The following is a 22,369-nucleotide window of genomic DNA, read 5'->3' on the forward strand; positions in this document are numbered from 1 at the left end:
ATTCCCCCCGGTGCCGACCACCGGACCCGGTACCACCCGTGCGGAAAGAGGGACAAGACGTGCCGTCAGGGGCCGTACAGCTCCTCGATGTCCGCCGCGTAGTACGCGGTGACCGCCGCCCGCCGCAGTTTCAGGGAGGGCGTCAGGAGGCCCTGGTCGATGTCGAACTCCCGGGGCAGCAACCGGAACGCGCGGATCGACTCGGCGCGCGAGACGGCGGTGTTGGCCGCCGCGACGGCGCGCTGGATCTCCGCGTGCAGCTCCTCGTCGGTCAGCACCGCCCAGGGGTCGGCCTGTCCGCGCCCGCGCCGCTTCAGCCAGTGCGCCAGCGCCGCCGGGTCGAGGGTGATCAGCGCGGCCACGTAGGGGCGGTCGTCGCCCACCACCATGCACTGCGAGACCAGCGGGTGGGTCTCGACCCGGATCTCCAGGGCGGCGGGGACGAGGTTCTTGCCGCTGCTGGTGACGATGACGTCCTTCTTGCGGCCGGTGATGGTCAGATAGCCGTCCTCGTCCAGGCTGCCGAGGTCCCCGGTGCCGAACCAGCCCTCGAACAGCGACTCGGCGGTGCAGCGCGGGTGGTTGAGGTAGCCGCCGAAGACGCCCGGGCCGCGCACCCAGATCTCGCCGTCGTCGGCGATCGCGACGGTCGCACCGGGCACCGGCCGCCCGACCGTGCCGATCTTCGCCCGCCCGGGCGGGTTGCCGGTGATCGCGGCCGAGGTCTCGGTCAGCCCGTAGCCCTCGTACAGCCGGAAGCCGATCCCGGCGTAGAACAGGCCGAGTTCGCGCTCCAGCGTCGAGCCGCCGCACATCAGGGTCCGCAGCCGGCCGCCGAACACGGCGCGCAGCCGCTGGTAGACGGTGCGCTCGTAGGCGAGGTGGCGCAGCCGCAGTCCGGCGCCCGGGCCGGGGCCGCGCCCGAAGGCGCGCTGCTCGCGGCCGGCGGCCCAGTCGACGGCGACCTGCCGGGCCTGCTCGAACAGTTCGCCGCGTCCGGTCTCCTCGGCGGTGCGCCGGGCCTGCTGGAACACCTTGTCGAGCAGGTACGGGACGACCAGCAGGAAGGTGGGGCGCAGCGCGGCGAGCGCGGGCAGCAGGGCGTCGGTGGACACCTCGGCGACGTGGCCGAGCCGGAAGCCGCCGCGTAACGCCGCGATCTGCACCATCCGCCCGTAGACGTGCGCCAGCGGCAGGAACAGCACGGTGGACGGCTGCTGGCCGCCGGTGTCGTACAGCGCCTCGTCCCAGCAGGCGAGCAGCGCGTCGGCCGCGGTGGCCAGGGCGCCGTGGGTGATCAGGCAGCCCTTGGGGCGGCCGGTGGTGCCGGAGGTGTAGACGACGGTGGCGACGGTGTCGGCGGTGACGCCGAGCCGCTGGCGGTGGACCAGCGAGTCGGGGACCCCGCGCCCGTCCTCGGTGATCGCGGCGACGCAGCCCCGGTCCAGCTGCCAGATGCCGGTCAGCTCGGGCAGCGCGTCGCAGACCGCGCCGACGGTCATCGCGTGGTCCTCGTCCTCGACCAGGCAGGCCACCGCCTGGGTCTCGGCGAGGATCCAGCGGACCTGCTCGGCCGCGGCGGTGGGGTAGACGGGGACGGGGATCGCGCCGATCGACCAGAGTGCGTAGTCGAACAGTGTCCACTCGTAGCGGGTGCGGGACATCAGTGCGACCCGGTCGCCGTAGCGCACGCCGCGGGTGAGCAGGCCCTTGGCGAGGGCGAGCACCTCGTCGCGGAAGGCGGCGGCGGTGACGTCCTGCCAGCCGTCCGTGCCGGCCGCGCGGTCCGTGCCGCCTGCGCCGCCTGCGCCGGTGGTGCCGGTTCCGCCGGCCGCGCGGGCGCCCCGAGGGGCCCGCGCGCTTCCGGGGGTACGACGGGCCAACTGGACCAGGCCGGGCGAGCGTTCGGCGGCGTCGTAGAGCGAGTCGGCCAGCCCGCCGGTGGCCGGTGCTCCGGCCGGGGCGGGGGTGGTGAACTCGCGCACGATCCCCCCGATCCGTCCTGCAGGTGGAGCGAAACTATCGGATGGCGTGCCGACTGCCCAGGGTTGTGACCGTGACGCGACGAGATCGGCACCGGTCCGTGCGAAAAGTGCCGCCGAACGGTCATCCGCCTGCGACGTCGCCGGTCGGCGGGGCGGGGCGGGGCCGTGCGGCGGTGTCGGGCGCGGCCGGTCGGCGGTGCCGCGCGGGGCTGCCCGCCGCCGGTGCGAAACCGGTGATCTCGGTGCCGATCCGGACATGATCCGGCCCGGGGCGAAGAGAGGCCGGGTTCGACCCTCGAACGAGTGGTCAGGGCGTAGTAGAGTCTCGCAGACCTGCGGCCGGGGCTTCCCGGCCTGTCCTGAAAACCACCCCCGGACCGGCACTTGGTCCGTACCATCCCGCCTCCCGTCCGCGCCGCTCCACGCCCCCCACCGACCCCGCCGCCCGCACCCCGTCCGCGCCTGGCACTTCCGACCGAGGACTCCATGCGTCTGCGCAGCAGCTCGATCCGCGCGAAGATCATCGCGCTGCTCCTGGTGCCCATCGTGGCCCTCGCCGCCCTCTGGGCGTACGCGACGCTCACCACCGCCGGTGACGTCTGGAGCCGGCTGGACCTCAGCAGGACGTACCAGGAGTTCGGCACCCCGGTCGACCAGTACGCACACGACCTGCAGAACGAGCGCCGGGCCGCCGTCCGACGGCTGGCCGACCCGGCCTCGCGCGCCGCCCGGGACGCCCTCGAACAGGCGCAGGCCGTCACCGACCGGGACCTCGCCGTCCTGCGGCAGAAGAAGGACGTCCGCAGCGGCCGGCTCGACGAGGCCCAGCGCGGCCGCCTGCTGCAGATCCTCGCCGCCGCCGACCAGCTCCCGCCGCTGCGCGCGCAGGTCGGCCGGGCCGCGCTCAACTGGGAGTTCGCGCTCGCCCAGTACACCGACCTGGTCAAGCCCACCTTCGGCTTCCGGTCCGCCTTCGTGGCCCGCCAGAGCGGCCAGCTCCCGCGGCAGGGGACGATCCTGACCGAGCTGGTGCGCGCCCGCGAGTACCTCTCCCAGGAGGACGCGGCGATGGAGGGGCTGCGCACCGCGACCGGCCGGCCCACGGCCGAGCAGTACCAGGTCGCGCTCGACGCCCTGCACAACCAGCAGGCCCTGTTCACCGTCTACATCGCCGAGCTGGACCCGGTCGACCAGGCCGACTACATCGCCCTGCGCGGCGGCGAGGCCTGGGCCGCGCTCTCCCGGGCCGAGGCGGACTTCGTCGGCGCGGGCGGCCCCGAGCGCGTGGTCCAGGCGCTCAACGGCAGCGACTGGCGGCAGATCGCCGACCACGCGCTCGGCGACCTCGCGGCGATCAACACCCGGCTGGCCGGCACCATCGACGACCGCGACCACGCGTACGCGATCGGCCTGCTCTGGCGCGGCGGCATCGCCGGTGTGATCGGCCTGGTCGCGGTGCTGCTCTCGATCCTGATCTCCTACCGGATCGGCCGAGGCCTGGTCCGCGAGCTGATCGGCCTGCGCAACGCCGCCAACGAGCTGGCCGGCACCCGGCTGCCCTCGGTGATGCTGCGGCTGCGCAAGGGCGAGGCGGTGGACGTCGCCACCGAGGCCCCGGAACTGGAGTTCGGCCCGGCCGAGATCGGCCAGGTCGGACAGGCGATCAACGCGGTGCAGCGGGCCGCCGTCGAGGCCGCCGTCGAGCAGGCCGAACTGCGGCGCGGCGTCTCCGCGGTCTTCGTCAACCTGGCGCGGCGCAGCCAGGTGCTGCTGCACCGCCAGCTGACCCTGCTCGACACCATGGAGCGGCGCACCGAGGACCCGGCGGAGCTGGAGGACCTCTTCAAGGTCGACCACCTCACCACCCGTATGCGCCGGCATGCCGAGGGCCTGATCATCCTGGCCGGCGGCTCGCCCGGCCGGGCCTGGCGCAAGCCGGTGCGGATGGTGGACGTGGTGCGCGCGGCGGTCGGCGAGGTCGAGGACTACGCCCGGGTGATCGTCCGGCCGTTCCCCGGCACCGGACTGCTCGGCAGCGCGGTCGCGGACGTGACCCACCTGGTCGCCGAACTGGTCGAGAACGCGGCGGTGTACTCCCCGCCCGCCACCCAGGTCACCGTCCAGGGCGAGGTGGTGGCGCACGGCTTCGCGCTGGAGATCGACGACCGGGGGCTCGGGCTGAGCGAGCAGGCCCTCGCCGGGATCAACGAACGTCTCGCCGTGGAGCAGGAGTTCGACCTCGCCGACACCGACCGGCTCGGCCTGTTCGTGGTCAGCCGGCTGGCCCGGCGGCACGGCATCCGGGTGCACCTGCGGCCCTCGCCGTACGGGGGGACCACGGCGGTGGTGCTGATCCCGCGCGAGCTGCTGGCGGAGGCGCCGGACGGACTGCCGGAGCCGCCCGCGACGGGTTCGGGCCGGGGGGTTCGGACCGGCTCCGGCTCCGGCTCCGGTTCTGGCTCGGGGTCCGGTCCCGGCACGGGTACGAGCCCGGGAGCGGCCGGGGGACGGCGGGTGGCGGCGGGTCGGCGCGACCTGGTCGCGGTGCCGGCGCTCGGCGCGGACGGGGACGGCGGCACCGGCGGTCCGAACGGCATCGAACCGGCGAACGGCACCGAAGCGGCGAACGGCCCGGGCGGGCGGCACCGGATCAGCGGGGGGCCGCGCCCCTCGGCGCCGGAACCCGCGCGCACGCCCGGCGGACTGCCGCGCCGGTCACGGGGCAACGGCGGGCCGGTGCTCGTCCCGGCGCCCGGCGGCGAGCCGGCCGGACCGGGCACCGGACGGCACCGGCGCGCCGAGGCCGACGGGGCGGCCCCGGCGGACGGAGCGCCGGGCGACAGCCTGCCGGACGGCCTGCCGGGCGTCGCGGCGACGGTCCCCGAGGACACCGCACCGGTGCGTGACACCGCCTCGCCGGGCGGCGCCCTGCCGCGCCGCGTCCGGCAGGCGAGCCTCGCCCCGCAACTGCGCGAGCGGGCGGCGGAGGCCGCTGCCGCCGCTCCGGCCGGCGAGCGCGCGGACGGGGGAGCCGAGGCGGTGCGCGAGCGCTCGCCCGAGGAGGCCCGGGCCACCTTCGCCTCGTTCCAGCGGGGCTTCACCCGCGGCCGGGGCACCTCCCCGGCGCCCGCCCCGCCTGCGGCCTCGGCGGCGGCCGCGCGGCCCGTGCCCGGCTGGCAGCCGCCGGACCAGGCGCGCCGCGCGATCAGCCCGGCGCCCGCCCCGGCGGCGCTGCCCGGCCCCGCCGGGGGCGAGCCGGCGCCGCTCGCCCGCCGCGCCCCCGTGCCGCCGCCGAGCAGGCTCGTCCGTGCTCCGCGCGCGGCGGCGGAACCGGGCGCACCCGCCGGTCCGTTGTCCGACGGGCCGTCCGAAGGCACCGCACCACCCGCACCACCGGTCTGACCCGCGCCCGGCCCGCACGATCCGTAAGACCCGTACGACCCCGCAGGACCCGCACCACCGGCACGAAGAGCACCACCGGCACGACAAGCACCAAGAGCACCACCCGCACCACCCGCTCCAGCGGAAGGAACAGATTCAATGACCACTTCGACGCAGTCGCCCGGAGACCTCAACTGGCTCCTGGACGACCTGGTGGGACGCGTCGCCGCGCTGCGGCACGCGGTGATCCTCTCCAGCGACGGCCTGGCCACCGGCGCCTCCCGCGACCTCGACCGGGAGGACGCCGAGCACCTGGCCGCCGTCGCGGCGGGCTTCCACAGCCTGGCGAAGGGCGCCGGCGGGCACTTCAAGGTCGGCGGCGTGCGCCAGACCATGGTCGAGCTGGACGAGGCCTTCCTGTTCATCACCGCGGCCGGCGACGGCAGCTGCCTGGCGGTGCTGAGCGAGGCCGAGGCGGACATCGGCCAGATCGCCTACGAGATGGCCCTGCTGGTCAAGCGGGTCGGCGAGCACCTGGCCGCCGAACCGCGCGCCGACGTGGCCCCGCCCGGGAGATGAGCGGTCCGATGGCGGACGAGGACCCGACGCCGGTGCCCCCCGAACCGGAACCGGGACGGGACGACCGGGGGCCGGACGGCCCGGCCGTCCCGGTCGATCCGGACATCGGCCCGGCCGTCCCGGCGCAGGACGGGCCCGAGCTCGACCTGTTCCGGGCGCGGACGCCGGTCGACGACCGCTGGTTCGACGACGAGGCCGGCCCGGTGGTGCGGCTCTACTCGATGACCCGCGGCCGCACCCGGCCGGTCGAGGACGGCCTGTTCGACCTGATCTCGCTGATCATCGCCAAGGACCCCGCGCCGGCCACGGGGGCCGTGCCCGCGCACGTGCTCGACCCGGAGCACCAGACCATCCTGGCCTGGTGCCGCCGGGAGCCGATCTCCGTGGCCGAGCTCGGCTCCTACACCGACCTGCCGGTCAGCGTCGTGCGCGTCCTGCTCGGCGACCTCTACGACGCCGACCTGATCAGCGTCACCCGACCCGTTCCGCTCGCCGAGCTGCCGGACGAGCGCCTGCTGCGAGACGTGATCAATGGACTCCGTGCGCTCTGACCTGCCCGCGACCGCCACCGCCGTCCCGCCGCCGCCCGCCCGCGGCCGGGCCGGCAGCGGGGCCGACGACCGAGCCGAGGACCGAGCCAACGACCCGCGGTGGCGGGGCGGCCCGGCGGTCGCGGTGAAGATCCTGGTCGCCGGCGGCTTCGGCGCGGGCAAGACCACCCTGGTCGGCTCGGTCAGCGAGATCCGCCCGCTGCGCACCGAGGAGGAGCTCAGCGAACTGGGCCGCCCGGTGGACGACACCGCGGGCGTGGAGGCCAAGCGCACCACCACGGTGGCGATGGACTTCGGCCGGATCGACCTGCGGCCCGGGCTCGCCCTCTACCTGTTCGGCACGCCGGGTCAGGACCGGTTCTGGTTCGTCTGGGACGAGCTGGCCCGTGGCGCGCTCGGCGCGGTGGTGCTGGCCGACACCCGCCGGCTGGCGGACTGCTTCCCCTCGGTGGACTTCTTCGAGCAGCGCGGCATCCCGTTCCTGGTGGCCGTGAACTGCTTCGAGGGCAGCGAGGTCTTCGCCCCCGAGGAGGTCAGGGACGCGCTGGACCTCGACCCGGGCATCCCCGTGCTGCTCTGCGACGCGCGCCTGCGGGAGGACGGCAAGGAGCTGCTGGTGGCGCTGGTCGAGCACGCCGCCGCCCGCCGCCGGGGCGCGCCGGCCCCGGTCTGAGGCGGCCGCGGGCGGGGTCGGACCCGGCGCGGGGAGAAGGGCCGGACGGGCCCCGGCGCCGGTTCGCCCTCCCCGCCACGGAGGGTGGCGCCGCGTCAGCGTCTCATTCCGGTGTTCACATGCCGGACGATCGACGCGCGGCAGGTTGCCTTGACCGGCCCGGCGTGGAAGGCTCTGGGAACGAAGGCCGCCCGGCCCGTCGCCGGGGTGCCTCGAACGTGCCGCGCACCGAGTGCGCCCGGCGCGCGCCGCAGCGCGGCACAGGGACGTGCCCGCGCATCGAGACCAGAGGGGGGAGGACCGTACCGTGAACGTCGACCAGCGACGTGCCGCGGCCGGATCCGCCTTCCCGGCTCGCCCCGTTCCGGTCACCCCGGCGCTGACCGTTCGGCGGTACATCGACCAGGCGCTGATCTGCAGCGCCTGCTGTCGCTGACGTCACCACCCCTCGCCGTCCACGTCACCGTCGCCGTAGCCCGCCGCCCGGGGAGCCTTCCCGGCCGGCCCGGCCCGACCGGGTCGCCCGACCGGGCCCGGCGGAAGCCCACGGCCCCTCGCACCGTCGACCCGGCAGCACCGGACACCAGCCGTCCGGTGGGCCGCCGTCGTCCCTGCCCGCTTCGCGGAGAGCACCAGTGAACCTCGCCAGCACCACCCTCCACCCGGCCGTCGCCACCACCGTCACCGTCAGCGCCGCCGTGCGCGTCGCGGCAGGGACGGCCGGGGCGGCCGGGACGATGCGGTGCGACGCGGGGGCCACCCGGTCGGATGGGCGCGGGAACCACGCTGCGGACGGAAGAAGAGGCCGGCACCCCGACCTCGAGCCGTTCTGGCCGTCCCGGCAGCCGCACCTGTTCGATCAGACGTGTCCGGGCTCGCCCAGCGCGTCCCGGCACTCCCTCCGCTGACCTCGGGTCAGTCTTCGGCAGCACGCCCGGTCGACGCGCAGACGACTCCACCCCGTCCGTCACGCGCGAAATGAGCGGCATCATGTCCACCACCTCCACGGCCACCCTCTCCTTCCCCTCCGCGACCCCGCACCTGCGCGCGGTCCGCTCCGTCCCCGCCAATCCCGAACGCCGGCACGGCGGGCCCGGTCCGCAGCGCCCGGTGCCCGGCCAGCCCGGCTCCGTCCCGACCGCCGCGGCGGTCCCGTCCGTCGTCCCGGGAGTGCCCGGGCCGGCCCCGGCCGTTCCGGTGCTCCCGCCGCAGGCGCTGCTCGCGGCGCTGCCGGAGGGTGCGGCGGTGGTCGCCGCGCTGCCGCAGGGCTCGCTGCCGCAGGCCCTGCTCGCCCAGTACGGGGCGCAGTTCGGCGCCTCGGCGGGGCAGCCGATGGTCGGCTACCTGGTGCTCGTCCCGGCCGACGGCGCCGCCGCCGCTCCGGCGGGCGGTGCCGCCGCGACCGGCTTCCCGGTCGCGGCGATCGGGGCCCCGGCGCCCGCCGCGGCTCCGGCCGCCGGCGCGCCGTTCGGCGCCGGCCCGTCCGTCGTCGGCCCCGCTGTCGCGGGCGCTTCCGTCCCCGGTCCTTCCGTCCCCGGCGCGTCCGCCTCGGGCGCGTTCGCGACCGCGTCCCCCGTCCGTCCGGTGCGGCCCGCGGGCCGCGGCATCACGGTCGACGTGGAGCGCCGCAACGCCTACGTGGACGGGCGGCTGCTCGACCTCACGTACCTGGAGTTCGAGCTGCTCGCCCACCTGACCGAGCACCCGCAGCGGGTGCACACCCGCGACCACCTGGTCTCCGCCGTCTGGGGCTACGGCCACGTCGGCGACGGCCGCACGGTGGACGTGCACGTGGCCCGGCTGCGCCGCAAGCTCGGAGTGGCCTACCGGGACAGCATCGTGACGGTCCGTCGGGTCGGCTACAAGTACACCCCGGTCGCCTGACCGCCGCCCACCGGGCCGGGCGTTCCCGTGAACGCCCGGCCCTTCCGGCATGTCTGGCGGTCCGTCATATTCGCTGGTCCGGCGGCAGCAGCAGGACGGCGAGCGCGCCGGCGCAGGACCGCGCGTGGCCGAGGAACCAGTCCAGCCGCTCGTCGGTGAGGTGGGCGGGCGTCGAGCGGACGGCGAGCGCGAAGCGGGCCTGTCCCGCGCCGTCCAGCACCGGCACGGCCACCGTGCGCACCCCGGCCGCCGACTCGCCGTCGTTGAGCGCGTAGCCGGCCGTCCTGACCTTCTCCAACTCCTCGCCCAGGCGGTCCGGTTCGGTGATGGTGCGGTCGGTGAACGGCGGCAGCGGGCCCAGCGTCGAAACCCCCGCGTCCCCCGGGCGCGGCCAGGCCAGCAGGACCTTGCCGAGCGCCGTGGAGTGCAGCGGCCGGCGCAGCCCCAGCCCGGTGTCCGGGCGAACGGAGGCGCCCACCAGGATCACCGCGTGCGGGCCGCTGCGGATCGCCAGGTCGGCGGCGGCGCCGGTGCGCCGCGACAGCAGGTCGAGCTCGGGGGCGGCCAGGTGCAGGCCCCGCTGGTGGAAGGTGAGTTGGCCCAGCTCCGCGACGGCCGGGCCGAGCCGGTAGCGGGCCGTGTGCTCGTCCTGCTCCAGGAAACCGGCGCTGACCAGGGTGCGGGCCAGACGGTGCGCGGTGGAGACCGACAGTCCCATCCGGCGGGCCAGGTCCGAGGCGCTCAGATCCGGGCCGTTGTCGTGGAAGCAGTGCAGCAACCCGAGGGCCCGTTGGACGGCCTGGGCGCCGGCCGGCGGGCTCTGGACGGCGGTGACGGCCTCGGCCATGGCACCTCTCGTTCTGTCCGTGGCTCCGGCCGGTTCACCGGAGTCGCTCCCAGACTATGGCAGCGCGTGCTGCGGGAATGTGTCAACGGCGTTGCAAAAGGATGCCGTTCATGAACAACCTGTCCCATGATGTGGCAAGCCCTTGTCCGGTGCGGGTCCGTCGTGGAACGCTCGGCACAGCGCACCGGACGAGCCCCGTCCACCGCGCACCGACCGCAGGAAGGAGCAGCGCCGTGACGAACCGCCGGTGCCCCGCCCCCTGCGCCTGTTGTCGCTGACGCGCCGTTCCCGTTCGCGCCGACCACCCCACGGACTCCCCGCCCCGTCACGCCTGGTGACCCGTGCCGCGCCGCGCCCCACCGCGTGTGCGCGCACCCTGCCGCAGAGGACCAGCCCACCGTGCCCAGCCATGACAACACCGCCGCCCCGGCCGCTTCCGCCCCGGGCGTCTCCGCCCCCGACGCCCCCGACGTGCCCGACACCCTCTGGTTCACCCGCTGCCCCGTGCCCACCGCGACCGGCATCGCGGCCGATCAGGGCTGGCTCGGCCGGGAGTTCGCCGCCGACGGCATCGCCGTCCGCTCGCTCCAGGACGTGCCGCCGGAGGTGGCCGCCGACCACCACTACACCCACGCCCTGACCGGCCTGTTCCGCGAGGGCGGCAACGTGCCGGCGCTCTGGGCCCGTTCGCGCGGTGAGCGGACCAGGCTGATCGGGCTCACCTGGATCGAGGAGCGCCAGGTCGTCCTGGTCCGGGCCGGCAGTGGCATCACCGGGCCCGGGCAACTGCGCGGCCGCCGGCTGGCCGTCCCACAGCATGGGATAGCGATCGACTTCTGGCGGGCGATGGCCCTGGCCGGCCTGCACGGCGCCCTGTCGATCGCCGGGCTCACGCTGGACGACGCCGAGTTGGTGGACGTGCCGGCCGCGCCGGGTGGCGGGCAGTGGGCCGCGGAGCTGGCGGCGCTGCGCGACGGCGTCGTGGACGCGGTCTACGTGAAGGGCGCGCTCGCGGTCGAGGCGGCCCGCCGGATCGGGGCGGAGGTCGCCGTCGAGCTGGACGAGGTGCCGGACCGCCGCGTCCGGGTGAACAACGGCACGCCCCGGCCGATCACCGTCCACCAGCAACTGCTGGACGAGCACCCGGACCTGGTGGCCCGCTTCCTCGCCGTGCTGCTGGAGGCCGCCGACTGGGCCGCCGCCCGCCCGGCGGAGGTCGCGCGCATCCTGAGCGCCGAGACCGGTGCGGGGGAGGAGGGTGTGGCCGGAGCGTACGCGCGCGGCGGCCACCGCACCCTGCACCTCGATCTCTCCGAGGAGCGGCTCACCCTCCTCGACCAGCAGAAGCGATTCCTTGAGCGGAGCGGATTCCTGGCCGGCCCGGTCGACGTCCACGCCTGGACCGACCCCGAGCCGCTCCACGCCGCCCGCACCCTGCTCGCCGCCCGCCGCGCCGAAGGCCGGACCCACGGCCGCTGACGGGGATCGGCTGACAGATTTCAAAATCTGTCATCTGTTATCTGTCAGCTGAAATCTGTCAGCTGAAATCTGTCAGCTGTCATTTGTCAGCCGCTCCCGCCCAGCGCCGCTACCCCTCCACCCGCACACCCGCCGCCACCCCCGTCACCCCCCCCGCCACACCCTCCTCAGGAGTCGACCCCGTGAAGCCCTCCCGCCTCGCCCTCGCCGCCACCGCACTGCTTTCCACCACCGCCCTGGCCGCCTGCGGCTCGTCCGCCGACGGGGCCAAGGCCTCCGCCGACGGCGGCAAGGCCGAGGTGGTGCTGCGGGTGCCCGACCCCGGCAACAACGGCTTCCTCGCCCTCGGCAAGAAGGACGGCTCGCTGGACCGGGCGCTGGCCGCCGTCCACGCCAAGGTCTCCTGGACCGGCAGCGCCGGCCCGTTCGCGCCGGCCGCCCAGGCACTCTCCGCCGACCAGCTCGACGTCGCCCAGGGCTCGATCACCTCCGCCGTCGCCGCGCTCGCCCAGAAGCCCGGCTTCAAGCTGTTCGCCCAGACCGCCCCCGACGGCGTCGGCGAGGGCATCCTGGTGAAGAACGAATCGCCGATCAAGAGCGTGCAGGACCTCGTCGGCCGCAAGGTCGCCGTCAGCCAGGGCGGCACCAGCGAGTACCTGCTGCTCAAGGCGCTGGAGAAGAACGGCGTCCCGGCGGACAAGGTCGAGCGGGTCTACCTGCGCGCCGACCAGACCGCGGGCGTCTTCAACTCCGGCCAGGTCGACGCCTGGGCCACCTGGAACACCTTCTCCACCCCGTCGATCGCCAACTCCGGTGCCCACTTCCTGGTCAACGGCAAGGAGGTCGGCTCCGACAACTACGCCGTCTGGGCGGTCCGCAACGGGTTCGCCGACAAGCACCCCGAGGTGGTCCGGGCCTTCTACGACTACCTGCGCGAGAACGGCCTCAAGGAGAAGGCCGATCCGGCCGCCTACCTCAACGTCTTCACCGACTCCGGGCCGACCGCCGTCACCCCCGCCGAGAAGGACGTCGCGATCGCGGTCACCCGGCAGGGTTCCGCCGCCGGGGCCATCGCCGAGGGCGACATCACCCGCTTCGGCACCGTCGCCGCGTTCTTCGCCGACCAGAAGGTCACCAAGCAACTCGTCGACGTCAAGCCCTACCTGATCGACGTCGACAAGCTCGGGACCGGTGCCAAGTGAGCACCACCACCGATCCGCTGGGCGCGACGGCCGCACCCGCCGGCACGCCCGCCGCCATACCCGCCGCCACCGGCGGGGATGCCGACCACGCCACCGCCGCCGCCCGCGCGGCGGGCCTGGTCGAACCCCGCACCCGCCTGCAGGCCCCGCGCCCCCGGGCCCTCGCCCTCACCCTGCGCACCCTCGGCCCGCTGGCCCTGCTCGGCGGCTGGGCCCTCGCTTCCGCCACCGGCGTCCTCACCCAGGACGTGCTCGCCTCGCCCGCCCAGGTCGCCGAGGCGGTCGGTGAACTGTGGGGCAACGGCCAACTCGCCGACGCCCTGACCGTCTCGCTCACCCGGGCCGGCCTCGGTCTGCTGATCGGCGCCACCACCGGCCTGGTGCTGGGCGTCGTGACCGGCTTCTTCCGCCTCGGAGAGGAACTGCTGGACTCGGCGATCCAGGTCCTGCGCACCGTCCCCTTCCTCGCCCTCGTCCCGCTGTTCATGGTCTGGTTCGGCATCACCGAGACCGCCAAGGTCGCGCTGATCGGCGTCGCCACCAGCTTCCCGATGTATGTGTCGGCCTCCGGCGGCGTCCGCACCACCGACCGCAAGCTCATCGAGGCCATGCGCAGCTTCGGCCTCGGCCGCTGGGCGATCGTGCGCACCGTCGTGCTGCCCGGCGCGCTGCCGGCGCTGCTGTCCGGACTGCGGCTGTCCATGACGCTCAGCGTGATCGCGCTGATCGCCGCCGAGGAGATCAACTCCACCGAGGGGATCGGCTATCTGATGGCCCAGGCCCAGAACTACTCGCGCACCGACATCCTCGCCGTCTGCATCCTGATCTACGGACTGCTGGGACTCACCGCCGACGGCGTCGTGCGCCTCCTGGAGCGCGTCCTGATGCCCTGGCGCAAGGTCACCCAGGGAGCCACCCGATGAGCACCGCCCCCGCACCCGCCGCCACCGTCCCCAACACCACCGCCACCCCCGCCACCGCCACCGAGCCCGCCACCGAGCCCGCCGTCCACCTGCGCGGCCTGCGCCGGGTGTTCGGCACCCGGGCCGTCCTCGACGGCGTCGACCTGTCCATCGGCCGCGGCGAGTTCGTCGCCCTGCTCGGCGCCAGCGGCACCGGCAAGACCACCCTGCTGCGTATCCTCGGAGCCCTGGACCGGGCCGACGCCGGCACCGTCCTGGTGCCGCCGGTGCGGACGGTGGTCTTCCAGGAGCCCCGGCTGGTCCCCTCGAAGCGGGTGCTCGCCAATGTCACCGTCGGCCTGCCGCGCGGCGCCGCCACCCGGGAGACCGGGCTCAAGGCGCTCGCCGAGGTCGGCCTCGACCGGCACGCCGACGCCTGGCCGGCCACCCTCTCCGGCGGCGAGGCGCAGCGCGCCGCGCTCGCCCGGGCGCTCGTCCGCGAACCCCAACTGCTCCTTCTGGACGAGCCGTTCGCCGCACTGGACGCGCTCACCCGGCTGCGCATGCAGGACCTCGTGGGCGATCTGGTCCGCCGTCACCGGCCGGCCGTCCTGCTGGTCACCCATGACGTGGACGAGGCCGTCCGGCTCGCCGACCGGGTCGCCGTGCTGCGGGACGGCAAGCTGGTGCGCGACGAACGCGTCATCGTCGAGCGCCCGCGCGACCCGGCCGACCCGGCCTTCGCCGAGCTGCGCCGCCGTCTGCTCGCCGACCTCGGCGTCCACTGACCCCTGCGAACCACCCGCCTGCCCCTCCGTACCGCCCACCCCTTCCTCCCCGCCTGCCCGTCCGACCCCCGCCCGCACCACAGGAGTTGATCCCCATGGCCATCACCCTTGGCGTCCACGCCAGCAACCCCTCGCTCTACTACCTCTCCCGACTCGACTACCTGGACGAGGAGTTGGCCCCGCTCGGTGAGACCGGCGCGTTCCACCACTACAGCGACGGCACCCGCACCGGCGAGCTGCTCGCCGACGGCACCATCGACTTCGGCGGCACCGGCTCCACCCCGCCGGTCACCGCCCAGGCCGCCGGCCACGACCTCGTCTACGCGGCGGTCTCCGCGCCCCGCCCCGACCACGGCGCGCTGCTGGTGCGGGCCGACGGCCCGGTGCGGACGGTCGCCGACCTCAAGGGCGGCACCGTCGTCCTCGCCATCGGCTCCTGGCAGACCCACCTGCTCGCCAAGGCCCTGCACGCGGAGGGCCTCTCCTACGCCACCGACGTCACCGCCGTCCGCCCGTCCGCCGGGGAGGACCAGGCGCAGCGGCTGCGCGAGGGCGCGATCGCCGGCTGGATCGCCCAGGGCGCCGAGCTGGCCGCCGCCCGGCGCGGCGGCGAGTTCCGCGAGCTGGTCCGCACCGGTGACGTGATCACCGACCGCTCGGTGTTCTTCACCCGGCGCGGCTTCGCGGCCGACCGCCCCGAGGTGGTCGCCGCGATCGCCACCGCACTGCGCCGCGCGGACGCCTGGGTGGCCGCACACCTGCCGGAGGCCGCCGCGATCGCCGCCGAGGACCTCGGCGGCACCGCCGAGGACTGGCACACGGCGCTGGCCGCACTGCCGTGGCGCCTGGAGCCGGCGACCGCCGCGTTCGTCGCCGAGCAGCAGGAGGCGGCCGACATCTTCCACCGGGTCGGCTTCATCGACCGCGCCGTGACCGTCGCCGACGCCCATCTGCCCGCGCTGGAGGCCCCGGTGGCCGCCGCCGTCGCTGTCGCCGTCGCCGGCACCGGCTCCGAGGCGGTCTGACCGATGGCCTCCGAAGTCCTCTGGTACATCATCCCGCGCGAGGGCCACTACCCGTGGGAGCCGGCCGGCCGCCGCCCGGTCGACGTCCGCTACCTCCAGCAACTCGCGGGCAGCGTCGAGCGCCTGGGCTACACCGGCGCCCTGCTGGCCACCGACCTCTACGACGTGTGGGACCTCGGCAACGCCCTGGCCGCCGCCACCACCCCGGCGTTCAAGCCGCTGCTGGCCGTCCACCCCGGGCTGATCGCGCCCACCCTGCTGGCGAAGATGGCGCTCAGCTTCGACCACCTGCACGGCGGCCGGCTGCGCTTCAACGTGGTCAACGGCTCCACCGAGCAGCTGCGCGAGTACGGCCTGCACGTCGAGCACGACGACCGCTACCGGCTCAGCGCCGAGTACTGGTCGATCGTCAAGCGCCTCACCGCCGGTGAAGTCTTCGACCACAAGGGAGAGTTCTACGACCTGCGGAACGCCGGGGCGAGCCTGCGCGAACTCGCCCCGGTCCAGCCGGGCGGCATCCCGCTCTGGTTCGGCGGCAGTTCGGCGGCCGGTATCGAGATGGCCGCCGAGCACGTGGACGTCTACCTGACCTGGGGCGAGCCGCCGCAGCAGCTGAAGGAGAAGCTCGACCTGGTCCGCGAGCGGGCCGCCGCGCACGGCCGGAGCCTGCGGATCGGGCTGCGGCTGCACCTCATCGTCCGCGACACCGAGGACGAGGCCTGGGCCGCCGCCGACCGGCTGCTCGACGTCACCAGCGAGGCCACCTACGCCCGGCAGCTCGGCGGGGTGCGCGGGGAGGACGGGGTCGGCTGGCAGCGGCAGTTCCGCCAGCACGGCGGCAAGGTCCCGGCGAGGGCGCGGGAGCTGGAGGTGTACCCCAACCTCTGGCCCGGGATGAGCCTGTTCCGCCCCGGCCCCGGCACCGCCGTGGTCGGCTCCACGGCCCAGGTGATCGAGCGGCTCCAGGAGTTCGAGTCGCTCGGTGTGGACACCTTCATCCTCTCCGGCAACCCGCTGCTGGAGGAGGCCCACCGGGTCGCCGAGACGGTGCTACCAGCGCTGGGCATCCGCCGGCGGTAGCGAGCCGAGCAGGACGGGGAACGGCAGCGGCGAGGTCAGCGCCAGCTGCCGGGCGAAACGGGCGACGGCCCGGAGGAGGTACGTCCGCACGGCGGGCTCCCGAGGTCTCGAAGGACGCGTACGGACGGTCCCGTACGCGCGGTCCAACGAGCGCGGTGCCCGGCCGGTCACGCATCGCGCGTCAACCGGCCGGGCACCGTGGCATGCCCGCCCGGCGGGCCGCCCGGCAGGTCAGCCGTTCACCGGATCACCGGATCACCGGATCAGCGACTCACCGGGTCAGCACCCTGCCGGAGCAGCGGCTCACCGGGTGAGCGCGTCGATGTCGGCCAGCTCCTCGTCCGTCAGCGGACCGCCCGCCAGCGCGTCGAGGTTCTGGTCCAGCTGCGCCACGCTGCTCGCGCCGATGATCACCGACACCACCCGCGGGTCCCGCAGCACCCAGGTCAGCGCCAGCTGCGCCAGCGTCTGCCCGCGGCGCTCCGCCACCTTGTTGAGCGCCCGCAGCTGCTCCAGCTTCCCCTCGGTGAGCGCCTCCTCGCGCAGGAACCGGCCGATCGACATCCGCGACCCGGCCGGCACCTTCCCGGACAGGTAGCGGTCGGTCAGCAGGCCCTGCGCCAGCGGGGAGTAGGCGATCAGGCTGGTCTGCGTGTCGGCGACCGCGTCCAGCACCCCCTCCTCCTCGACGTAGCGGTTGAGGACGGAGTACGCGCACTGGTTCATCAGGACCGGCGTGCCCAGCTCGCGCAGGATCGCCACGGCCTCCCGGTGCTGCTCCGCCGGGTAGTTGGAGATGCTCGCGTACAGCGCCTTGCCCGCCCGGACCGCCGAGGCCAGCGCTCCCATGGTCTCCTCGAGCGGGGTGTCCGGGTCGTAGCGGTGCGAGTAGAAGACGTCGACGTAGTCGAGGCCCATCCGGTCCAGCGACTGGTCCAGGCTGGCCAGCACGTACTTGCGGCTGCCGCCCTGGCCGTACGGGCCGGGCCACATGTCGTAGCCGGCCTTGGAGGCGATGAACAGCTCGTCCCGGTACGGGCGGAAGTCCTGCGCGAAGAGGTGGCCGAAGTTGCGCTCCGCACTGCCGTACGGCGGGCCGTAGTTGTTGGCGAGGTCGAAGTGGGTGACACCACGGTCGAAGGCGCGGCGCAGCACCGCCCGCTGGACGTCCAGCGGCTGGGCGTCACCGAAGTTGTGCCACAGGCCCAGGGAGACGGCGGGGAGCAGCACGCCACTGCGGCCGGCCCGGCGGTAGGACATCGAGGCGTAGCGGTCATCCGCGGCGAGGTAGGTCATGCCGACATCCTGCCAGGCCGAGGCCGCCCGGGGTGATCTGCGCCACCGTCCGCCGAGGAGTGCGGGCCGGGCCGGGCGGGGACGACGATCACGCAGGGCCGTGGACCGCCGGGGGGCGGCCCACGGCCTCGTGGTTCCGGGTCCGCCGCAGCGTTCTGTACCTACTGGTATGTACAGCATCCTGTACCTGTAGGTACAGTGATCGGCATGGCAACCCAGGACCGCCTCATCGAGAGCACCCAGGAACTCCTCTGGGAACGCGGCTACGTCGGCACCAGCCCCAAGGCCATCCAGCAGCGCGCCGGCGTCGGCCAGGGCAGCATGTACCACCACTTCGACGGGAAGCCCGGCCTGGCCGCCGCCGCCCTGCGGCGCAGCGCCGAGCAGATGCGCGCCGTCGCGGAGGCCGACCTCTCCGGCCCCGGCGGCGTCCACGACCGGGTCGCCGCCTACCTGCGGCGCGAGCGCGACGTGCTGCGCGGCTGCCGGATCGGCCGGATGGCCCAGGACCCGGAGGTGATCGCCGACCCCCGGTTGCGGGCGCCCGTCGAGGAGACCTTCGACTGGCTGCGCGGCCGGATCGCCGAGGTGATCGCCGAGGGCCAGGCGACCGGCGAGCTGCGGCCGGGCGCCGAGCCCGCCGACCTCGCCGCCGCCGTGGTCGCCGTCGTGCAGGGCGGCTACGTGCTCGCCCGCGCCGCCGACAGCGCCGAACCGTTCGAGCGGGCCGTCCGCGGGGCCCTCGCCCTGCTCGCCGCGCACCGCGCCGACTGAGCCTCGTCGGCCCGACCCCCGAGGAGCCCCCCGTGCATGCCATGCAGTACGAGATCACCCTCCCCGCCGACTACGACATGGGGATCATCCACCGGCGGGTCGCCACCCGCGGCCACCTGCTCGACGACCACCCCGGGCTCGGCCTCAAGGCCTATCTGGTGCGTGAACGCGGTCTCGACGGCTCACCCGTCAACCAGTACGCGCCGTTCTACCTCTGGCGCACGGCCGAGGGCATGAACTCCTTCCTCTGGGGCCCCGGATTCCGCGGCCTCGGCGCCGACTTCGGGCGCCCCGCCGTCCGGCACTGGCTCGGCGCGGGCCTGCGCCGCGGCCCCGCCGTGGGCGCACCCGGCGTGGGAGCGCCCGCCACCGCGACCCGGCAGATCGACCTCCTCCCGGAGGGCGCCGACCCCGCCGAGGCCGTCGAGCACGCCCTCGCCGCGCTGCCGGACCACCCCGAACTGCACACCGCCGCCGTCGCCGTCGACCCGGCCCGCTGGGAACTGCTGAGCTTCGCCCTCTGGCGAGGCGCCGCCCCGGACGCCGTGCCCGGCACCCGCTTCCGCGTGCACCACCTCTCCAGCCCCGAACTCGACCGGCTGCCCGTCGGCCGCCACTGGTGAAAGGACCACCCAGCCCGATGCGCCCGGCCTCGACAACCCCCGAACCCGGAACCGGCGTCGACGGAGGCGAAGGCCTCGCTCCCGCGCCGCTCGACCGGGCCGCCGGCTACGCCCTGCTCGCCGAGCTCGCGGGGCCGAAGACCCGGGCCGACACCCTGGACGCGCTCGAAGGCCTCGCCCCCGGATTCCCCGACTGGATCGTCACCGCGCTCTTCGGCGGCACCTACCAGCGGCCCGGACTCGCCCTGCGCGACCGCCAGGTGGCCAACCTGGCCGCGCTCACCGCGCTCGGCGGCGTGGAACCGCAGCTCGCCGACCACGTCCGCAACAGCCTGCGGGTCGGCCTGACCAAGGAGGAGATCACCGAGGTCCTGGTCCACCTCGCGCCCTACGTCGGCGTCCCCAAGGCACTGGCCGGACTGCGGGTCGCCGCCGCCACCTTCGCGGAGACGGCGTGAACGCCACCGCCGGTCCGTCCGTCGCCGTCCGCACCGTCCTCGGTGACGTGGACCCCGCCGAACTCGGCGTCTGCGACGCCCACGACCACCTCTTCCTGCGCAGCCCCCGGCTACCCGGCGAGGAGCTCGACGACCCGGCCGCCGCCGAGCAGGTGCTGCGCGCCTTCGCGGCGGCCGGCGGCCGGGCGTTCGTCCAGTGGACGCCCGCCGGAATGGGGCGGGCGTCCGGCGCGCTGCCGGGGCTCTCCCGCGCGACCGGGGTCCACCTGGTCGCCGCCACCGGGCTCCACCAGGCCGTCCACTACGACCCGGCCGACCTCGAACGGCGTTACGCCGGGCTGGCCGGGTTCTTCACCGCCGAACTCACCACCGGACTGCACGGCGCGCCCGGGGGCGTCCGCGCCGGACTGATCAAGGTGGCCGGCGACTACCACGGCCTGGACGCCCACACCCGGCGGGTGATGGCGGCCGCCGCCGAGGCGCACCACGCCACCGGCGCGCCGATCGCCGTCCACCACGAACTCGGCACCGCCGCGCCGGACGTCCTCGACCTGCTGTGCGAGCGCCACGGCGTCCCGCCCCGGCGGGTGATCCTCGGCCACCTCAACCGGCACCCGGACCTGCGCCTGCACCGTGAACTCGCCGCCGCCGGAGCCTTCCTGGCGCTGGACGGTCCCTCCCGCGCGCACCACGCGACCGACCACCACCTGTTCGACACGGTGGCCGCCCTCGTGGAGGCCGGCCACGCCGACCGCCTGCTCCTCGGCGGCGACACCACCACCCGCAGCGCCCGCCACGCCCCGGGCCCCACCCACCTGCTCACCGCCCTCGCGCCCCGCCTGGCCCGCGAGTTCGGCCCCGAGCTCCCGCACCGCCTCCTCACCGCGAACCCCGCCCGGGCCTTCGCGGTCGCGTGGCGGGCGGTACCGGCGGGGGCTGACAGCTGACAGCTGACAGAATCTGAAATCTGTTATCTGTCATCTGAAATCTGTCAGCTGTCAGCCCGTCGAGCCCGGTCGGCCAGGCCTGAGCCCGGCGCTGCTCCGGCGGCGCCGCCCCGGCGTCACATGTGGGTGCCGCCGTCGATCCGCAGCTCGGTGCCGGTGACGAACGCGCCGTCGTCCGAGGCGAGCATGGCGATCACGCCGGCGACGGTCTCCGGCCCGGCGAAGCCCTGCCCGAGCGCGGGGGAGAGCTTGGCGAGCAGGCTGAAGTCCGCGTCCGCTGGCAGGCCCGGGTTGTGGGTCATGCCGCTGTCGATGCTGCCCGGCGCGACGCAGACGGCACGCAGGCCCTGCTTGGCGTACTCGGCGGCGATCGCGTGGGTGAAGGACTGGATGCCGCCCTTGGTCGCGGCGTACGCGGCCATGTAGGGGTGGGCGAAGGTCGCCGAGGTGGAGCTGAAGTTCACCACCACGCCCTTGCCGCCCGCGAGCAGTGCGGGCAGCGCCTCGCGGGTCATCAGGAACGTGCCGGTCAGGTTGACCGCGATCAGCTTGTTCCAGAACTCCAGGCTGGTCTCGTGGGTGTGCGCGGAACGCAGGATCCCGGCCGCGTTGACCAGCGCGTCCAGGCCGCCGAGCGCAGCCACGGCCCCGGCGACACCCGCCTTGACGGCGGCCTCGTCCGACACGTCCAGCACCGTCGTGGTGAGGCGGTCGGCGACGCCGTCGGCGGTGGCGCGGTCCAGCGTCGCCTTCAGGCCGTCCTCGTTGACGTCGACGGCGACGACGCGCCCGCCCTCGGCGAGGATCCGGTGCACGGTGGCCTGGCCGATGCCCGAGCCGCCGCCGGTGATCAGGACGTTGCGTCCGGTGAAGCGCTCCATGGTGGTACTCCGTTCCGTTCGTGGTCTCTCGACCTCACTGGCACGGTACGCCCATATGGCACGTCGTGCCAAAAAGTCTCGACGTGCAGGTTCGGCGCGACGTGCCGACAATCGCTTCGTCCGCGTACGCTGAGCCCGTGACCGGACGCCCCACCCTGACCCAGCGCCGCCGCGAGAGCACCCGGCTGGAGATCGCCCAGGCCGCGGCCGAACTGTTCGCCGCCCGCGGCGCCGAGGCCACCACCGCCGAGGAGATCGCCCACGCGGCCGGCATCTCGCTGCGGACCTTCTACCGCTACTTCTCGGAGAAGGAGGACGCCATCGCCCCGCTGCTGGCGGCCGGCGGGGAGCGCTGGGTGCGGCTGTTCACCGAGAGCGCGGCCGACCTGCCGGTCCGCGAGGCGCTGGAGCGCTCGGCGGCCGAGTCGCTGAGCCCGAGCGACGCGCAGGCCGACGAGGCCATGCGCTGGACCCGCGAGCTGCTGCGCGACCCCGGCCTGGCCTCGGTCTGGCAGCGGGTGCACGCCGATTCCGAGGAGCGGCTGCGGGCCGCGATCGCCGACCGCTGCCCGCCGGGGACCGATGCCCTGGAGATCCGGCTCGCCGCTGCCGCCGCCACCGCTGCCATCCGGGTCGCCCTGGAGCAGTGGGCGCTCTCCGGCGCCCCGGCCACCGGACCCGGCTCGCCCCGCGAACTCGGCGCCCGCTGCGTGCGCGAACTCACCGAGGGCCTCGGCCTCTGGGAGCACCTCGGGAAGCACGTCAACTGACCGCGCCCGCGTCACCCGCGCGCGCCACCCACGGCTCGTCCCACGCCCGTCGCCGTCCCCCATCCGTCACCTCCGCGCGGCGTCTCCTCCTCCAGGGCGAGACCGTCACCGCTGGTCGGCGGGGGCGGAGCGGCTCACGGGGGCGCTAGGCTGAGTGGTCGCGCCGGGCGACGGCCCCGTCGCGGACGGGGGAACCGGGGCGGCCCTCCCGGGTGTCCTTCCCCCGGGGGCGGGGGAGTACGAG

20 protein-coding genes are annotated in these 22,369 nt (G+C 75.0%); 16 read left to right on the top strand and 4 right to left on the bottom strand.

Annotated features, from left to right (window positions below; translation table 11 throughout):
- Positions 1-65: 65 nt before the first annotated feature.
- Entirely contained in the window at positions 66-1,985 is a 1,920-nt protein-coding gene (locus tag ABT238_RS08350; protein ID WP_350756156.1) for an AMP-dependent synthetase/ligase, read from the bottom strand.
- 486 nt (positions 1,986-2,471) lie between these two features.
- Here ABT238_RS08350 and ABT238_RS08355 point away from each other — a divergent pair, with 486 nt between their 5' ends.
- The 5 genes from ABT238_RS08355 (at position 2,472) to ABT238_RS08375 (ending at position 9,053) form a co-directional block, all read left to right on the top strand.
- Entirely contained in the window at positions 2,472-5,387 is a 2,916-nt protein-coding gene (locus ABT238_RS08355; RefSeq protein WP_350756158.1) for a sensor histidine kinase, read from the top strand.
- Positions 5,388-5,525: 138 nt separating this feature from the next.
- Entirely contained in the window at positions 5,526-5,945 is a 420-nt protein-coding gene (locus ABT238_RS08360; RefSeq protein WP_350542745.1) for a roadblock/LC7 domain-containing protein, read from the top strand.
- An 8-nt stretch (positions 5,946-5,953) separates the two neighbouring features.
- Positions 5,954-6,496: a DUF742 domain-containing protein gene (locus tag ABT238_RS08365; protein ID WP_350560744.1), complete on the top strand. Its 543-nt coding sequence runs from the start codon at positions 5,954-5,956 to the stop codon at positions 6,494-6,496.
- Between the two features lie 124 nt (positions 6,497-6,620).
- The gene (locus ABT238_RS08370) at positions 6,621-7,169 is read left to right on the top strand and encodes a GTP-binding protein (protein WP_350561131.1); all 549 of its coding nucleotides are present in this window, start codon (positions 6,621-6,623) and stop codon (positions 7,167-7,169) included.
- Between the two features lie 990 nt (positions 7,170-8,159).
- Complete coding sequence (locus ABT238_RS08375) at positions 8,160-9,053, top strand: winged helix-turn-helix domain-containing protein (RefSeq protein ID WP_502891412.1); 894 nt, start codon at positions 8,160-8,162, stop codon at positions 9,051-9,053.
- A 64-nt stretch (positions 9,054-9,117) separates the two neighbouring features.
- Here ABT238_RS08375 and ABT238_RS08380 read toward each other — a convergent pair whose 3' ends face one another.
- The gene (locus ABT238_RS08380; RefSeq protein ID WP_350560742.1) at positions 9,118-9,900 is read right to left on the bottom strand and encodes an IclR family transcriptional regulator; all 783 of its coding nucleotides are present in this window, start codon (positions 9,898-9,900) and stop codon (positions 9,118-9,120) included.
- A gap of 471 nt (positions 9,901-10,371) precedes the next feature.
- Here ABT238_RS08380 and ABT238_RS08385 point away from each other — a divergent pair, with 471 nt between their 5' ends.
- From ABT238_RS08385 to ABT238_RS08410, 6 genes are all read left to right on the top strand, one after another.
- Entirely contained in the window at positions 10,372-11,379 is a 1,008-nt protein-coding gene (locus ABT238_RS08385; protein WP_350756322.1) for an ABC transporter substrate-binding protein, read from the top strand.
- A 182-nt stretch (positions 11,380-11,561) separates the two neighbouring features.
- Positions 11,562-12,581 carry an NrtA/SsuA/CpmA family ABC transporter substrate-binding protein gene (locus ABT238_RS08390; RefSeq protein WP_350560740.1) on the top strand — a complete coding sequence of 340 codons (1,020 nt, stop codon included), beginning with the start codon at positions 11,562-11,564 and terminating at the stop codon, positions 12,579-12,581.
- A gap of 56 nt (positions 12,582-12,637) precedes the next feature.
- Complete coding sequence (locus ABT238_RS08395; RefSeq protein ID WP_350756324.1) at positions 12,638-13,504, top strand: ABC transporter permease; 867 nt, start codon at positions 12,638-12,640, stop codon at positions 13,502-13,504.
- A complete protein-coding gene (locus ABT238_RS08400) occupies positions 13,501-14,271 on the top strand; it encodes an ABC transporter ATP-binding protein (RefSeq protein WP_350756160.1) in 771 nt (256 codons plus the stop codon). Before ABT238_RS08395 ends, ABT238_RS08400 begins: the two co-directional genes overlap by 4 nt.
- A 95-nt stretch (positions 14,272-14,366) precedes the next feature.
- On the top strand, positions 14,367-15,296 hold the full coding sequence (locus ABT238_RS08405; protein WP_350756162.1) for an ABC transporter substrate-binding protein: 930 nt from the start codon (positions 14,367-14,369) through the stop codon (positions 15,294-15,296).
- Between the two features lie 3 nt (positions 15,297-15,299).
- Positions 15,300-16,376 carry an LLM class flavin-dependent oxidoreductase gene (locus ABT238_RS08410; RefSeq protein ID WP_350756164.1) on the top strand — a complete coding sequence of 359 codons (1,077 nt, stop codon included), beginning with the start codon at positions 15,300-15,302 and terminating at the stop codon, positions 16,374-16,376.
- A 303-nt stretch (positions 16,377-16,679) separates the two neighbouring features.
- On the opposite strand, the gene ABT238_RS08415 is transcribed toward ABT238_RS08410, so the two are convergent.
- Positions 16,680-17,672: an aldo/keto reductase gene (locus tag ABT238_RS08415; protein ID WP_350756166.1), complete on the bottom strand. Its 993-nt coding sequence runs from the start codon at positions 17,670-17,672 to the stop codon at positions 16,680-16,682.
- Positions 17,673-17,879: 207 nt separating this feature from the next.
- Here ABT238_RS08415 and ABT238_RS08420 point away from each other — a divergent pair, with 207 nt between their 5' ends.
- Genes ABT238_RS08420 through ABT238_RS08435 form a run of 4 tightly spaced genes read left to right on the top strand, consistent with a single transcriptional unit; the run spans position 17,880 to position 20,474 of the window.
- Complete coding sequence (locus tag ABT238_RS08420) at positions 17,880-18,446, top strand: TetR/AcrR family transcriptional regulator (protein ID WP_350756168.1); 567 nt, start codon at positions 17,880-17,882, stop codon at positions 18,444-18,446.
- 32 nt (positions 18,447-18,478) lie between these two features.
- Positions 18,479-19,069, top strand: coding sequence for a DUF4865 family protein (locus tag ABT238_RS08425; RefSeq protein ID WP_350756170.1), 591 nt, complete (start codon positions 18,479-18,481; stop codon positions 19,067-19,069).
- Positions 19,070-19,086: 17 nt separating this feature from the next.
- Entirely contained in the window at positions 19,087-19,527 is a 441-nt protein-coding gene (locus tag ABT238_RS08430) for a carboxymuconolactone decarboxylase family protein (protein ID WP_350560726.1), read from the top strand.
- Positions 19,524-20,474: a phosphotriesterase family protein gene (locus tag ABT238_RS08435; RefSeq protein ID WP_350756172.1), complete on the top strand. Its 951-nt coding sequence runs from the start codon at positions 19,524-19,526 to the stop codon at positions 20,472-20,474. The genes ABT238_RS08430 and ABT238_RS08435 overlap by 4 nt, the downstream gene beginning before the upstream one ends.
- Positions 20,475-20,590: 116 nt before the next feature.
- Here the strand turns inward: ABT238_RS08435 and ABT238_RS08440 are convergent, their stop codons facing one another.
- Complete coding sequence (locus ABT238_RS08440; RefSeq protein ID WP_350560722.1) at positions 20,591-21,355, bottom strand: SDR family NAD(P)-dependent oxidoreductase; 765 nt, start codon at positions 21,353-21,355, stop codon at positions 20,591-20,593.
- 137 nt (positions 21,356-21,492) lie between these two features.
- Here ABT238_RS08440 and ABT238_RS08445 point away from each other — a divergent pair, with 137 nt between their 5' ends.
- The gene (locus tag ABT238_RS08445) at positions 21,493-22,125 is read left to right on the top strand and encodes a TetR/AcrR family transcriptional regulator (RefSeq protein WP_350756174.1); all 633 of its coding nucleotides are present in this window, start codon (positions 21,493-21,495) and stop codon (positions 22,123-22,125) included.
- Positions 22,126-22,369: the final 244 nt, after the last annotated feature.

Source organism: Kitasatospora sp. NPDC001527 (genome assembly GCF_040298605.1).
Lineage (GTDB): Bacteria > Actinomycetota > Actinomycetes > Streptomycetales > Streptomycetaceae > Kitasatospora.

What these genes read in the sequence shown, in the direction of transcription:
- ABT238_RS08355 (WP_350756158.1), top strand. Translation starts at nt 2,472, where the DNA reads ATGCGTCTGCGCAGCAGCTCGATCCGCGCGAAGATCATCGCGCTGCTC.
- ABT238_RS08360 (WP_350542745.1), top strand. Translation starts at nt 5,526, where the DNA reads ATGACCACTTCGACGCAGTCGCCCGGAGACCTCAACTGGCTCCTGGAC.
- ABT238_RS08365 (WP_350560744.1), top strand. Translation starts at nt 5,954, where the DNA reads ATGGCGGACGAGGACCCGACGCCGGTGCCCCCCGAACCGGAACCGGGA.
- ABT238_RS08375 (WP_502891412.1), top strand. Translation starts at nt 8,160, where the DNA reads ATGTCCACCACCTCCACGGCCACCCTCTCCTTCCCCTCCGCGACCCCG.
- ABT238_RS08380 (WP_350560742.1), bottom strand. Translation starts at nt 9,900, where the DNA reads ATGGCCGAGGCCGTCACCGCCGTCCAGAGCCCGCCGGCCGGCGCCCAG.
- ABT238_RS08400 (WP_350756160.1), top strand. Translation starts at nt 13,501, where the DNA reads ATGAGCACCGCCCCCGCACCCGCCGCCACCGTCCCCAACACCACCGCC.
- ABT238_RS08405 (WP_350756162.1), top strand. Translation starts at nt 14,367, where the DNA reads ATGGCCATCACCCTTGGCGTCCACGCCAGCAACCCCTCGCTCTACTAC.
- ABT238_RS08410 (WP_350756164.1), top strand. Translation starts at nt 15,300, where the DNA reads ATGGCCTCCGAAGTCCTCTGGTACATCATCCCGCGCGAGGGCCACTAC.
- ABT238_RS08415 (WP_350756166.1), bottom strand. Translation starts at nt 17,672, where the DNA reads ATGACCTACCTCGCCGCGGATGACCGCTACGCCTCGATGTCCTACCGC.
- ABT238_RS08420 (WP_350756168.1), top strand. Translation starts at nt 17,880, where the DNA reads ATGGCAACCCAGGACCGCCTCATCGAGAGCACCCAGGAACTCCTCTGG.
- ABT238_RS08430 (WP_350560726.1), top strand. Translation starts at nt 19,087, where the DNA reads ATGCGCCCGGCCTCGACAACCCCCGAACCCGGAACCGGCGTCGACGGA.
- ABT238_RS08440 (WP_350560722.1), bottom strand. Translation starts at nt 21,355, where the DNA reads ATGGAGCGCTTCACCGGACGCAACGTCCTGATCACCGGCGGCGGCTCG.